At 43.0% G+C, this 13,692-nt stretch carries 13 protein-coding genes, 1 tRNA gene and 1 pseudogene; 13 read left to right on the top strand and 2 right to left on the bottom strand.

The window, feature by feature from the left end:
• The first annotated feature begins 13 nt into the window (after window positions 1–13).
• From pknB to HPY74_09155, 4 genes are read left to right on the top strand one after another with little or no spacing between them, the layout of a single operon-like run.
• On the top strand, window positions 14–1,957 hold the full coding sequence (gene pknB / locus HPY74_09170) for a Stk1 family PASTA domain-containing Ser/Thr kinase (protein NSW90820.1): 1,944 nt from the start codon (window positions 14–16) through the stop codon (window positions 1,955–1,957).
• A 37-nt stretch (window positions 1,958–1,994) separates the two neighbouring features.
• Window positions 1,995–2,882 (top strand): ribosome small subunit-dependent GTPase A, encoded by an 888-nt coding sequence (gene rsgA, locus HPY74_09165; GenBank protein ID NSW90819.1) that lies wholly within the window; start codon window positions 1,995–1,997, stop codon window positions 2,880–2,882.
• A gap of 51 nt (window positions 2,883–2,933) precedes the next feature.
• A complete protein-coding gene (locus tag HPY74_09160) occupies window positions 2,934–4,730 on the top strand; it encodes a fibronectin/fibrinogen-binding protein (GenBank protein NSW90818.1) in 1,797 nt (598 codons plus the stop codon).
• Window positions 4,731–4,786: 56 nt separating this feature from the next.
• Window positions 4,787–5,968 (top strand): pyridoxal phosphate-dependent aminotransferase, encoded by a 1,182-nt coding sequence (locus HPY74_09155; GenBank protein NSW90817.1) that lies wholly within the window; start codon window positions 4,787–4,789, stop codon window positions 5,966–5,968.
• 95 nt (window positions 5,969–6,063) lie between these two features.
• Here HPY74_09155 and HPY74_09150 read toward each other — a convergent pair whose 3' ends face one another.
• Together HPY74_09150 and HPY74_09145 are read right to left on the bottom strand one after the other, a co-directional pair.
• Window positions 6,064–6,699: a thiamine diphosphokinase gene (locus HPY74_09150; protein NSW90816.1), complete on the bottom strand. Its 636-nt coding sequence runs from the start codon at window positions 6,697–6,699 to the stop codon at window positions 6,064–6,066.
• 53 nt (window positions 6,700–6,752) lie between these two features.
• A complete protein-coding gene (locus HPY74_09145) occupies window positions 6,753–7,412 on the bottom strand; it encodes a ribulose-phosphate 3-epimerase (protein ID NSW90815.1) in 660 nt (219 codons plus the stop codon).
• A gap of 338 nt (window positions 7,413–7,750) precedes the next feature.
• Between HPY74_09145 and HPY74_09140 the strand changes: the two genes are divergently transcribed.
• The 9 genes and pseudogenes from HPY74_09140 (at window position 7,751) to HPY74_09100 (ending at window position 13,565) form a co-directional block, all read left to right on the top strand.
• Window positions 7,751–8,041 (top strand): DUF503 domain-containing protein, encoded by a 291-nt coding sequence (locus HPY74_09140; protein NSW90814.1) that lies wholly within the window; start codon window positions 7,751–7,753, stop codon window positions 8,039–8,041.
• Between the two features lie 170 nt (window positions 8,042–8,211).
• A tRNA-Ala gene (locus HPY74_09135) sits at window positions 8,212–8,286 on the top strand.
• 260 nt (window positions 8,287–8,546) lie between these two features.
• Window positions 8,547–9,074 (top strand): hypothetical protein, encoded by a 528-nt coding sequence (locus HPY74_09130; GenBank protein ID NSW90813.1) that lies wholly within the window; start codon window positions 8,547–8,549, stop codon window positions 9,072–9,074.
• A gap of 1 nt (window position 9,075) precedes the next feature.
• A complete protein-coding gene (locus HPY74_09125) occupies window positions 9,076–9,675 on the top strand; it encodes a hypothetical protein (GenBank protein ID NSW90812.1) in 600 nt (199 codons plus the stop codon).
• A gap of 309 nt (window positions 9,676–9,984) precedes the next feature.
• Entirely contained in the window at window positions 9,985–10,920 is a 936-nt protein-coding gene (locus HPY74_09120) for a DNA adenine methylase (GenBank protein ID NSW90811.1), read from the top strand.
• A gap of 71 nt (window positions 10,921–10,991) precedes the next feature.
• A complete protein-coding gene (locus HPY74_09115; protein ID NSW90810.1) occupies window positions 10,992–11,414 on the top strand; it encodes an AbrB/MazE/SpoVT family DNA-binding domain-containing protein in 423 nt (140 codons plus the stop codon).
• Window positions 11,404–11,688 carry an AbrB family transcriptional regulator gene (locus tag HPY74_09110; protein ID NSW90809.1) on the top strand — a complete coding sequence of 95 codons (285 nt, stop codon included), beginning with the start codon at window positions 11,404–11,406 and terminating at the stop codon, window positions 11,686–11,688. Before HPY74_09115 ends, HPY74_09110 begins: the two co-directional genes overlap by 11 nt.
• A gap of 12 nt (window positions 11,689–11,700) precedes the next feature.
• Window positions 11,701–12,285 (top strand): hypothetical protein, encoded by a 585-nt coding sequence (locus tag HPY74_09105; GenBank protein ID NSW90808.1) that lies wholly within the window; start codon window positions 11,701–11,703, stop codon window positions 12,283–12,285.
• 104 nt (window positions 12,286–12,389) lie between these two features.
• Window positions 12,390–13,565: pseudogene (locus HPY74_09100) on the top strand (S-layer homology domain-containing protein).
• The last annotated feature ends 127 nt before the right edge of the window (window positions 13,566–13,692 follow it).

The following is a 13,692-nucleotide window of genomic DNA, read 5'->3' as shown; positions in this document are numbered from 1 at the left end:
CAGAGGTGTAAGCATGGAAGTAAGTGTACTTGGAAACAGGTATGAATTAATTGAAAAAATAGGTGGAGGAGGAATGGCTCTTGTTTATAAAGCAAGATGCAGGCTTCTTAATAGGTATGTTGCTGTTAAAATTTTGAGGGAAGAGTTTACAGGAGATGAAGAGTTTGTCAGAAGATTTGAAGTAGAAGCCCAATCTGCAGCAAGTCTTTCCCATCCAAATATTGTATCTATATATGATGTAGGTAGTGAAAACAACGTCTACTACATTGTTATGGAGTATATTGACGGCATAACTTTGAAGGAATATATTGCTAGAAATGGGCCTGTTGAATGGAAGGAAGCGGTAAAAATTGCAATACAGATTTGCTCGGCAATAGAACATGCCCACAGTAAACAAATTATTCACAGAGATATAAAACCCCAAAATATTCTTATGACAAAAGATGGAATTGCAAAAGTTACTGACTTCGGTATAGCAAGGGCGGCCACCTCATCAACTATAACTATGGTAGGCAGTACAATAGGGTCAGTACATTATTTCTCTCCTGAACAGGCCAGGGGAGGATATATTGATGAAAAGTCCGATTTATATTCATTAGGAATAGTGCTATATGAAATGGTAACAGGAAAAATGCCTTTTGATGGAGAATCCCCGGTGGCCATAGCACTTAAACATATACAGGATAAACCTGTCCAACCTATAGAGCTTAATAAAAAAATACCCGTTGCTTTAAACAATGTAGTGATGAAGGCAATGAAGAAAGAACAGAGCGGTAGATACCAGACGGCTACAGAAATGCTTGAAGACCTATACCGGGTACTAAAAGAACCAAACGGAGATTTTGCAGAAGATAATGGTAATGATAATAATCCTACCAGAAAAATTAAAGCTATAAATGATTATGAACTTATGGAGGAGGAGGAGGAGGGGTATAGGATTAAACAGATTAAACAGGATAAAAAAAGAAAAGAAAAGAAAAAAGGCGATAAGGCAAGTATAATGTTAGCAGTTATTATATCGTTGATTGTAATCGGTATATTTTCGTATATAGGTTATATAGTAATAATTACTTCTATGTCTCCTGAAGCAAAGAAATTTGTCGTCAAGAACTATGTAGGCAAAAATTTCTACGAAGTTGTTGATGAGCTGAGAAATGCGAATATTGATGTTATAGAAAACTGGGTATATGATGACACAGTTGAAAAGGATATTATTATTTCCCAGAGCGTAGAACCGGGATCAGAATTTAAAATGTCCGGATATAGTTCAATTGAGTTTAAAATAAGCAAAGGTCGTGAACTGGTGAAAATACCGGACCTTTCGGGAAAGTCGGTTATAGAAGCGGAAGTGACATTGCAACAGATATTAAAATCAAAACCTAGAGTGGTAGATGAATACAGTGATATATTTCCTGCCGGCCATGTTATAGGCACCTATCCTGCTGCCAATGAAAAAGTTAAACCTGAGACCGAAGTAATTATTTATAAAAGCCTGGGGCCTAAAATAAAACAAACAACTGTGCCTGACCTGATAGGCAAGACATACTCTGAGGCACAGGCAATTTTATCTGAACATAACTTGAGGGTGGGTAAATTGTATCCGGAAGACAGAAGCCCCGGCAATGCAAAGATAATTAAACAGGAACCTGCTGCAAATGAAACTGTGGATGAAGAAACAGCAGTGGATATGTATTTTGAACAGGTTAAGTATGTTAATATTCCCATTAAACTGAATAATCCTGAAATATATGAAGAAAAAATAAAAACAGTGGTCCAAATTACTACTTCAGATACAAATGAAACCAGAATTATATATGAAAGAGATGTCGATAAATCTGATTTTCCGATAAATATAGAAGGTATACCAGTGCCGGAAAACGGTACTACAAAGGTCAGAGTACTTTTAAATGATGTATTAAGAATGGAGATTAACCTTGATTGGGCTGCATTGCCATAATGTTTAAGGTATTCTGGAATAGAGGGGGATTGTGTTTATAGATTCACTAACAGGCATAATTGTTAAAGGAGTTGGGGGTTTTTACTATGTAAAGGCTCAAAACAATAAAATATATGAATGTAGAGCCAGAGGAGTATTTAGAAAAGAATGTTTGACTCCCTTACCAGGGGATAAGGTTTTATTTTCAGTTATTGACGAAGATGAAGGTACAGGTTTTATTGAAAGTGTTTATCCGAGGGAATCTCAATTAATAAGGCCTGCCATTGCCAATGTTGACCAATTGGCAATTATCATTGCTGCAAAGGAACCCGACCCGGATTTTGTGCTTCTGGATAAACTTCTTGTTACTGCTGGGAAGAAAGGAATATGCCCATTTATTTGCATTAACAAAATTGATCTGGATACTGGGGAAGAATATAAAAAAATAATGGAAGCCTATAGCAAAACAGGCTATTCGATAATAGCCATGAGTTCCAAAACAGGTATAGGAGTTGAGTCTTTTAAAGAGAAATTATTTAATAGGATAACTGTATTAGCAGGACAGTCGGGAGTAGGCAAGTCTACCATTTTAAATAAAATAGCAGGATCCTGGGTTATGGAAACCGGGGGAATCAGCGAAAAGATAAAAAGAGGAAGGCATACCACAAGGCATGCAGAGCTTTTTCAATTAAGCTTTGGAGGATATGTTGCAGACACTCCCGGTTTTAGCTCCTTTGAGTTGATTGAAATTGAACCTGAAGAGCTTCAATATTATTATCCTGAATTAGGTGAATATATTGGCAAATGCAAATTCAGAAGTTGCAACCATATAGCAGAACCGGAGTGCAGGGTGAAGGAAGAGGTTGATTCAGGCAACATAAACTATGGGAGATACCAGAGATACATTCAATTATATAACCTGCTAAAAAATAAGAAGACATTTTAGTTTCTTAAGCGGAGAGAATTTACCGGGAAACAGAGGAGGAGTGCGTTCAGAGTGCCATTGGACGGAGTAGTTGCAAATTGCATAGCGTTTGAGCTGAATGATAAGCTTGCAGGCGGCAGAGTTGTAAAGATATTTCAGCCTGAAAGAGAAGAAATATATTTACATGTATGGTCTAGAGGGACTAACTTCAAACTTTTGCTTAGCGCAAACCCCAGTTACCCCAGAATTCATTTAACTGATATCTCAAAGGAAAATCCTTCTAATCCACCGGTTTTCTGCATGCTTTTAAGGAAGCATTTATCCGGGGGAAAAATATTGGGTGTTGAGCTTAACGATTTTGAGAGGATATTTACCATTAATATAGAGTCGGTAAATGAGCTTGGAATTATATCGGTAAAAAAGTTAATAATAGAAATTATGGGACGACACAGCAATATAATATTAGTTAATGAAAACGACAAGATTATTGATTCTATTAAGCATGTAGACAAGGAGATTAGCAGGGTGAGAGAAGTAATGCCTGCAAGGGAATATGTCTTGCCGCCTTCTCAGAACAAAGCAAGCCCGCTTGTCCTTGATATTGATAACCTCATTGAAAATGCTGCATCAACCGGTAATTTAAGTATCGAAAAGTATTTATTAAACAGCATAAAGGGTTTTAGCCCTTTTTTATGCAGAGAAATTTGTTTTATTGCAGGTGTTGATGAAAAGACTGATGCAACTAGTGTTGCAAAAGACAAAACACTGGCAGCTAATTTAAAAAATGCAGTTTATGAAGTAGTTAATATGATAAAAAATAAAGACTATAAGCCATGTATTGTATATAAGCAGATTATTGACTTGGGAAGCGGTAAAGACCAAAACCCCCTTGATTTTCACTGTTTACCTATAAGGCAATATTCAAATGTTAAATATTTTAATTCTATAAGTTTTGTCCTGGATAAGTTTTATTCGGATAGAGATTTTTCAGAAAGGCTCAGGCAGAAAAAAAGCAGTCTGGCAAAAATAATTGATGTAAATTTAGAAAGGTGCCGAAAAAAACTTGCCATTCAACAAGATACCTTAAGGGATGTTGCCAACAGGGAAAAATTGAAATTATACGGTGAACTTATTACAGCTTTTATACATTCTATACCGCTTAATTCAAAAAAGGTATCTTTGCCCAACTATTACAGCCCGGATAATGAGTATGTCGATATTGAGCTTGATGAGAACAAAACGCCCCAGGAAAATGCGCAAATTTACTTCAAACGGTATAACAAGGCCAAAAGTACTTATTATAATACATCAAAGCAGATCGAGGAGACTATGGAAGAGCTTCAGTATCTTGAAAGTGTTTTGCATCTTTTAGACAATTGCACCTCTTTAACGGAGGTTGAAGAGATAAAAGAAGAATTGATAGAACAGGGTTACATTACTGTAAAATCAAAAAAGCCGATTTCAAGGCAAAAAAAAGCAGTAGGAGTATCTAAACCCCTTCACTTCAAATCTTCTGACGGCTTTGATATATATGTGGGCAAAAATAACAAGCAGAACGATTTTCTTACATGCAAATTTGCAGGTTCAAAAGACATGTGGCTGCATGTGAAGAACATACCCAGTTCCCATACGATAATCAAATGCCATAAAAATGAGATCCCTGAGTCTACCCTGGCAGAGGCTGCAAGCATTGCTGCATGGCACAGTAAAGCTTCCCGATCTTCTAACGTGCCTGTTGATTATACCCTGGTAAAATATGTAAAGAAATACAGTGGTGCAAAGCCCGGTATGGTTATTTATGAGAATTTTAAAACCATATTTGTCACACCTGATGAAAATTTAGTTAAAAGGTTGCAAGTTGGGAAGTAATTAGTATATTATAAATATCAGTAATGTCAATAGGTATGAAGGAGTGGTGGATAAGAATGATATCTAAAAAAATTGCTGAAAATCTTGGCAAGTCTTCCTGGATAAGGGCTATGTTTGAGGAAGGGGAAAAACTCCGTAAAATCTACGGTGCTGATAAAGTTTATGATTTCAGTTTAGGTAATCCTGAAATAGAACCTCCTATTTCAGTGAAAGAAAGCCTAAAAGCCGTTGTTTTAAGCAATAAAACCGGTATTCACCGTTATATGAGTAATGCAGGCTATAATGATGTAAGGGCAAAAGTTGCAGATTATTTGCAAAAGGAAAAAGGTGTGCAATTAAGGCCGGACAACATTATTATGACATGTGGCGCTGCAGGCGGTTTAAATGTAGTCTTAAAAACTCTTTTAAATCCGGGTGAAGAAGTAATTGTTTTTTCTCCTTACTTTGTGGAATACCTGTTTTACATAGATAATCATGGGGGAAAACCTGTTATAGTCCCCACTAACAAGGATACATTCCAGCCGGATTTAGGGCTTTTAGAAAGGCATATCAGCCCATTAACGAAGGCAATTATAGTAAATTCTCCCAACAACCCGACAGGTGTCGTTTACAGCGGGGAAGTTCTTTCAAAAATGGCAGATATAATCAGTTCAAAAGAGAAGGAGTTTAATTCGCAAATTTTTGTTATAGCAGATGAGCCTTACGATAAAATTGTTTATGACAATGTCAAAGTACCTAGCATTCTCAGAATATTTAAAAACTCAATCACTGTAAATTCCTTCAGTAAATCCCTTGCCCTCCCCGGTGAGCGTATTGGTTATATAGCTGTAAGTGATAAAATAGATAATGTTAATTTGCTTATTGACGGACTTGTTTTTTCTAACCGTACCCTTGGGTTTGTCAACGCCCCTGCCCTTTTTCAGAAGGTTGTAGCTCATTCCATGGATGAGGCAGTAGATGTGGAATTCTATAAAAAAAGGCGGGATATCCTCTATAATCATCTTATTGGACTTGGATTCTCATGTATCAAACCCCAGGGCGCTTTTTACTTATTCCCAAAAGCATTAATAGACGACGATATTGAGTTTGCCAAAAGAGCGTTAAAATATAACCTCCTCATAGTTCCGGGCACAGGTTTCGGATGCGCGGGCTATTTCAGGTTGTCCTACTGCATAAGTATTGAAACAATAGAAAATTCCCTGCCTGCATTCGAAGCACTGGCAAAGGAATTTAAATGAATAGATATTAATTTTGGTAGATAATGGTTTTAGGAGTTATAGATAGGGGTTTAATTTACAGGGAGAGATTTAACTTGAATTTCATTTAAATAATGTTAATCCTTGCTTTTTATAACAAGTAAAAGTCCCCTTTTTATTGTAACTTCGGCAGTGGCACCGGTAAATTCATTGCTTACGCCTCTTGTCGGTCCTACTTCCAAAGTTTCATTATTAAGGGGGTAATATAGTCCTTTTGTAGTAATGCCTTCTACTTTTTCAGAAAGAGGTATTAGTGAAACTTTTTCATCATTTTCTTTTTCAAGTATGATATAGTCTCTAATAAGGGTTATCTGATTATTTTCATTAACAATCCAGCCTCTTACTTCTCTTTCAATCATTTTTTTTAAAAGAAATATATTTGAAAGAGTATGGTCAAATCTTGAGCCTATAGCCCCAATTAAGGTTATTTCCCTGCACCCGGCGTCAATAGCATATTCAACTGCCAGTTCGGTATCTGTCTCGTCTTTTTCCACGGGAAATCTCTTTATTTTCACCCCCAAATTTAGAAAATGATTATATTCATCCATTGCTATGGAATCAAAATCTCCCATTAAAACATGGGGGTTAATACCAAACATTAACATATGGTATGCTCCACCATCAACACATATTATCAGGTCAGCCTTATCAAAATACTTTTTATAGAAAGAGTAGTCCCTTATTTCTCCTTTGCAGACAATCAATCCGTTCATAAAAACACCCATAACATTAATACTGTATTTAAAATTAATTTAATTCATCTAACTTAATAAAGATAAGCTAATTCTTTTAAATTCCTGATAATTTTTTTTGTATCCTGCGCCTTATATATTGTTGAACCTGCGACAATAACATTTGCTCCTGCTTCTGTAACCGTATAAATATTGCTCAAATCAATTCCTCCATCTACTTCGATATCTGTATTTAGATTTTTGTCTGTTACTAATTTTCTTAAATGCCTTATCTTTTCAGTTACAGACTCTATATAGGTTTGACCGCCGAAACCCGGGTTTACGGTCATTAAAAGCACCATATCCACATCTCCCAGTATCCAGTCTATTGTTGTAAGGGATGTTGCAGGGTTTAATGCTACTGCGGCTTTTATTCCTTTTTGTTTTATTTTTTGAACGGTACGGTTCAAATGCCAGCAGCATTCGACGTGGACACATATTATGTCGGCACCGGCTTCGGCAAAATCGTCAATATATTTATCCGGCTCGGAGATCATCAGGTGAACATCAAGGGGAAGCCGGGTAACTGGCCTTAGGCACTTAATAACGGGAGGGCCTATAGTAATATTGGGGACAAAGTGCCCGTCCATTACATCTATATGTATTAAGTCTGCGCCTGCTTCTTCTACCTTTTTTATCTCTTCACTCAATCTTGAAAAATCTGATGCCAGTATGGATGGTGCAATTTTTACCATTAAATAACACACTCCCCGAAATATGTAATTTATCAAAAATGTTTATTACCTAAAAAACGTACTGTGTAATATATACTTAAAAACCAACACCTGTCACCTGTCGACTAAAAATAAGTATAACACTTATACGGGAATATATCAATTGGGGATTTTAAACGGGCGCATTTTCTTCATAAAAATAAAATGCGCTCTTTTAAACTGGGCGCTCTTTAAAACAAGAATGCTTTAAATATGTCAAAAGAGAATAAAAAGATTTTAACTTATGAGAAGGAATTTGATGTTTTATGTAGAATGTATTGAATGTATTAATTTTACATTATTACACGGTGGATGAAACAATGGTTATTGGGGTATGCAAAATAACTCTATCTATATATGGTGCTTTTTCATTAAAAGACAAAAGAAGCGTTGTCAAAAGTATAATTGGCAGGGTTAAGGCAAGGTTTAATGCCTCAATTGCTGAAGTTGGTATGAATGATACCTGGAAAAGTGCAGTATTGGGGATAGCTTGTGTATCAAACGAAGCGGCCCATGTTGACAGCATGCTGGAGGATATAGTCGGTTTTATAGAAAATGATGGAAGGGTCGTGCTGATAAATTACAGTACTGAAAGGATTTATGTGACTTAAAAATATTATTTAAAAATATGGCTTGCAAAGTATAAAGAAATATATTAATATAATATTAGCCAGATAATCAGTCTGGGAGAACACTTTAGACGGTAACACTACCCATAAAATATTTACTACAACGATTATTGCAAACCTACTTAAAACGGGTTAATATAATAAGGTATAACGGGGCCGTAACTCAGAGGGAGAGTGCAACACTGGCAGTGTTGAAGTCGTGGGTTCGACTCCCATCGGCTCCACCATCTTTTTAGGTAAATAAAGATGCCATGCGGCTAAACCCGCATGGCATAAGGCTTTTATGGAGGTAAAGACCCCCATTTTTTACACTTCAAAATCAGAGATGACATTGGGCTTTTTTGGCAATCTGGAGAGAATTGAACCCTCGTATACAGCTGAATAAGGATTTTCAATAAAATGAGCGGATGTGTTTTCAAATGAAAATGCATCCGCTTTTTTTGTGCCCTTTTTTAGATAAAAAATTTAAACGATTGGAGGAAATCAAATGTCAAACATCAAGCAAACCGTCAAGTTTTTCAGTCCACTGTCGATTACAACATACCCTTCTCATGAATACGGCGAGTGCGGCGCAGGTGATCTGCCTGAAGAATTATCTCCATCAGAGGCGGTATATTACATGGATGAAATCCTTTCCGCTATCGAAAAAGAAAAGCTGCCCAGCGAAGGTGACCGTGGTCTGATGGTTTACTTCTACGATGACCAGGCACTATCTGAAAAAATCTATAGCCTCCACCCGACAGTTGAAGAATGGAACGGCAAGCTGTGGGGCGTAATGGTGGCAGAGGTTTATGGTGAGCTGACCGAAGCGGAAACAGACAAACTGCTCGATTTTGCCGTTGGTCAAATGTCTGACGGCTGGGGCGAGGGGTTCGAGCAGCGTCCCATCAAAACGGATGACGGTGAAATCTTCGTCAGCTTCTGGAACAGTGATCATTTCTTCATCAAACCGGAGCGGGAACTGAAACAGGAAAACGAACAAAACTTCAACGAACAGACGATGGGAGGAATGTAACATGCCCAATCATATCACAAACATACTTACCGCATATGGTGATAAGGAAAAGGTCAGGGCAATGTTTGAAGCCATTAAGAACGATGAGATTGGAGCCGGCAGCATTGATTTCAATAAAATTGTACCGATGCCGGAACATATCTACAGGGGGAATCTGGGCAGGGAGGAGATTGAAAAGTACGGTGCTGAAAACTGCTGGTATGACTGGAGCATAAAAAACTGGGGAACGAAATGGAATAGCTATGGCTATGACGAACATACCGCAGACAATTTTGACGGCAGCACGGTAAAATTCTTAACCGCATGGAGCAGCGTTAGCGATCTGATGAAAAAGCTGTCCTCTATGTTTCCGGATATCCGTTTCGACTACAAATGGGCGGACGAGGACTTTGGGCATAACACCGGCAAGGCAGAGTATAAAAGCGGCAAAACCTTAAGCTGTTATATCCCGGCGGGCGGTTCTGCCGAAGCCCTTGAACTGGCGGCAAGCATACTCGATATAGACCTTGCCGAAGCAGGATATATCTACAATGAAAGCACCGGCGAATATGAATATGTGGAAGATGAGCCGGATGAAATTCCTAAGATGGGCGGTGTGTAGAAAGACATGCCGCCTATACATATATCGAAAAGGCAAATGAGCATAAGGCGCTACCTGAAAAGGCGGCGTCTTATTTTGTTGCCGGAAAGGAGACTAAAACCTTGGACACAGATGTAAAACCACAGCAGAAAAAAGAAAACAGCGACCACGGGCCGCCAAGAAAAATCTATACCGTCCCCCTTCCCAAAGACTTAAACCGGTGCAAAGGCTGTCCTTATCCCGGCGTCGGTTTTATCTGCTGGGACACGGACGGAACCTGCCTGCGCACCGAGATGGACCGGGCCGGCAGGCCGGGGAGGTGATGGATGATTGAACAGCATCATCAGTTGGGTCGGCGGGAAAAAGGCCTTGCGCTCCCTTATCTACCAGCGGATGCCCAAGGAGTTTGGACGGTACGTTGAGGTCTTCGGCGGCGGTGGCTGGGTGCTGTTCGGAAAGCCGCCCGGTGCCGACATGGAGGTCTACAACGACTTCAACGCCGACCTTGCCAACCTGTTCCGCTGCGTCAAGGAGCGCCCTTTCGCCCTGCTCAAGGAGTTGAACTTCCTGCCCTTAAACGGCAGGGACGAATTCAACGTCCTGAAAAAATATCTTGAAAAGGAGGAATTCACCAGCGAATACCTGCGGGAGGAACTGGAGCTGGCCCAGCAAAACTTGAGCGGGCCGCAGTTCGAGGAAATCAAGGCCATCCTCATGGAGAACGCCGTCATGAATGACGTCAAGCGGGCCGCCGCTTTCTTCAAGCTCATCCGCTACAGCTACGGCAGCGGCTGCACTTCCTATGGCTGCCAGCCCTTCGACATCCGCAAAACCTTCCACCTCATCTGGTCGGGGAGCCGCAGGCTCAAAGACACGGTGATCGAGAACAAGGACTTCGAGGCGTTGATCCGTCAGTACGACAGGGACAACGCCTTTTTTTATTGTGACCCGCCGTACTTCGAAACAGAAGGTCACTACGCAGTGGAATTCCGCAGGGAGGATCACGCGAGGCTGCGGGACACGCTGGCCGGCTGCCAGGGCAAATGGCTGGTGTCCTACAACGACTGCGAATACATCCGGGAACTGTACAAGGACTATCAAATCGAAGCCGTCAGCCGCATCAACAACCTGGCCCAAAGGTATGACAACGGCTGTGAATTCCCCGAAGTACTCATCTCCAACTACGACACCTCGGAGCGCATGCGGGACATCCCCACGCAGATAGGATTGTTTGATCTGATGGACGACTTATACGACACGGAATAGCGGTCTGAAAAAGACCATGCGAAAAAAATTGAATACGCCCCAGTGATGGGGCGCCAAGGAGGAAACAGTTTATGAAAATGATTGAAATGCAAAGTGTTGTGGACGGACAGGGCCAGCTCACTGTCCCCGCCCAGCTCCTGAAGGACATGGGACTGGTCCCCGGCGACACGGTGAAGCTCGCCTACATCAGCAGCTCCACAGATTCCATCCACAACACCTATAAAGAATTTGTCTTGACACCGCACGGCGTCGCCGCTCTCAAGGACGATGAGGACGCGGAACTCACCCTGCCCCATGAACTGCTGGAGGCGGCGGAGATTCCCTTGGACAGCGACCTGGAGATCGTCTGCGCCAGGGGCACGGTCGTCATTTTGCAGGCCGATCTGCTGGATAGCCTGCCCGATGAGCTGCGGGAGCTGTTCGATGATCTCGGCATCCATCCCGACACCGTCCGGGAAGTCATGAGAAGCGGAGGTGTTTCGGATGTCCGGTAAAGGTATTTACAAGGTGCTGGACGACAAAGGCCGCGTCCTGATCCCCAGGCAGCTCCGCGCCGCCGCAGGGATGCAGCACGGCGACATTATAAAGCTGGCGGTGCAAAAAGGGGTCGTCACCGCCCAAAAGGTTGACCTCATCGAGGTGGGCGACCAGTCCCCGCAGGCGGTGGAGGCGTATGTGTTCTCCGCCGTCAGGACCATGGAAAAGCAAACCCTCCTCTCCCTCGCGGCGCGGCTCATCGCCCTCCTTGAAGAAAACAGCAAAGAGTAAGGAGGCTTTCACATGACGGTTAAAAACGCATTCACCCAGGAGGACTGCATCGAAACCGGGTATGCCATGTCCATCGCGGGCAAGGTCGTCGTATTGAAGCCGTCCTCCCTGCCGCCGGAGCGCCGGGATGGTGCGCATCAACTGTACTTTTGCGAAGGTGGCAACGGCAGCAACCCCAACCCCATTGGTCGTTCCATCTTCACGGTTTCCCTGGCCGACGGCGAGCGTGCGCGGTGGAACCGCGGCGACGTCCTTGGCATCCTGAAGCCGGAGCTTTTGCCCGACTCCGCCAGGCTGCACCTTTCGCAAATCCGGCCAAGAGGTGCTCTCGACCCGCGGGAGCATGAGCCGAGGTACAGCGGGTACAGCTTTCTGCCGGACGGCAGATACGCCTCGGGCGTGTGGCTCTGCAGCGAAAAGGAGGTCAAGGACTACATCGAGATGCAAAAGGAGTACCAGCACCGGGTGATGATCTGCGACCGCGACGGCTTCTGTGTGTTCGAGATGGTGCGGGGCGAGGTCATCCATCCATTACCGGAAACCATCGAGGCATTCCGCAAAGAGCAAGCGCGGGGCGGCATGAGCATGAACCTGTAAAGACAATGGAGTGTTGCAAGCATGGAACGGAGCCGGGGGACCCGAAGCGAGACCCCGGCTTTTTGAATCCATAAAAAAAACGAACAGAAAGGATTGAAAACCACATGAAACAGAAAGGCAGGAGAATCTGCGTCCTTGCCCTTGTTCTGTCCTTGCTGCTCTGCGGCAGCGCATACGCCGCGGCGGTCCTGTTCCCCGACATCAAGGGACATTGGGCGGAACAGACCATCATCGAGCTTGCGGAAAAAGGCGTGATCAAGGGCTACCCTGACGGAACGGTCAGGCCGGACGCCACCATCACCAGAGGTGAATTTATCGCCCTGCTGGCCAGGAATCACAAGGTGGACACGGCAGCAGCGGGGAGAGAACCGCCCACCTTTGACGACATTGCCGGCCACTGGTCGGAGAAAAACATCGAGGCCCTTGTAGACCGGGGCATCCTCGACCCGGCGGATTATGGCGGCGGCTTAAAACCCGATGAACCGATTACCCGCATTGAAATCATCCGGATGCTGGTGCGGGCAATCGGCAAGGGGGAAGAAGCAAAACAGACCACGGACAACACCGGCTTTGCGGACGACAAGGCCATCAAAAACTCCGACAAAGGCTATGTCAACATCGCAATCCGGTACGATCTGGTCAAAGGCTATCCCGACAACACCATCCGTCCGGAGGGCAAAACCACAAGAGCCGAAGCCTTCACATTGCTTGTGCGGCAGGATGAAGTACTGGAAAAAATCAGAAAAGAGGCAGAAAAGGAGGGCGAAAAGAAACCGCCCTCCGGCAGTTCGGGCGGAGGCCCCGCCAGCTATCCCAGGGCACAGGTTGCATTTGAACTGCCTGCCGCGGCGCACACCGATACAAGCATCACCGTAACGCCTGTCCTTAAATACGCCAAGACGCTCGCTTGGTCGCTCGCAAAAGAAGCCGCGGACGGCAGCGCGCAGCCCCTTGACCTTGCGGAAGCCGTGTCCGGTTCCCTGGATAAAGAGGGCGGCACCATTGTATTCAAGGAAAGCGGCAGCTATACATTGACCGCCTCCGCCACCAATTACGATGGCAAAACGACAAGCTGCTCACAGCATATCACGGTCTATCCGGTGGTGGGCATAGCCTTTGAGCTGCCGCAGCACACCCACACGGATAAAACAGTTTCTATCGAGGTGTCCACCACCGGGCTTGGAAATCTCGACATCGTGTGGTCAGCCACCAAAGACGGCGAGGCTGTGGCATGGGACACGGCTATCGACGGCGACCTCTCCAACGAGGGCGGTACAATCATGTTGTGAGACAAGCTAATTTGCAGTAGTTTAGACAAGATAAACTTCAGGGACAAGTAATGAAAAAAATACGAGATTGGAAAATAAAATTGTGCTTACTTTACTGGTCTATAGAAATTAATGTAGA

The sequence above is a fragment of the Bacillota bacterium genome (assembly GCA_013314855.1).
In the GTDB taxonomy this organism is placed as follows: Bacteria; Bacillota; Clostridia; order Acetivibrionales; family DUMC01; genus Ch48.
This window is presented reverse-complemented; position numbering and strand designations above follow the sequence as displayed.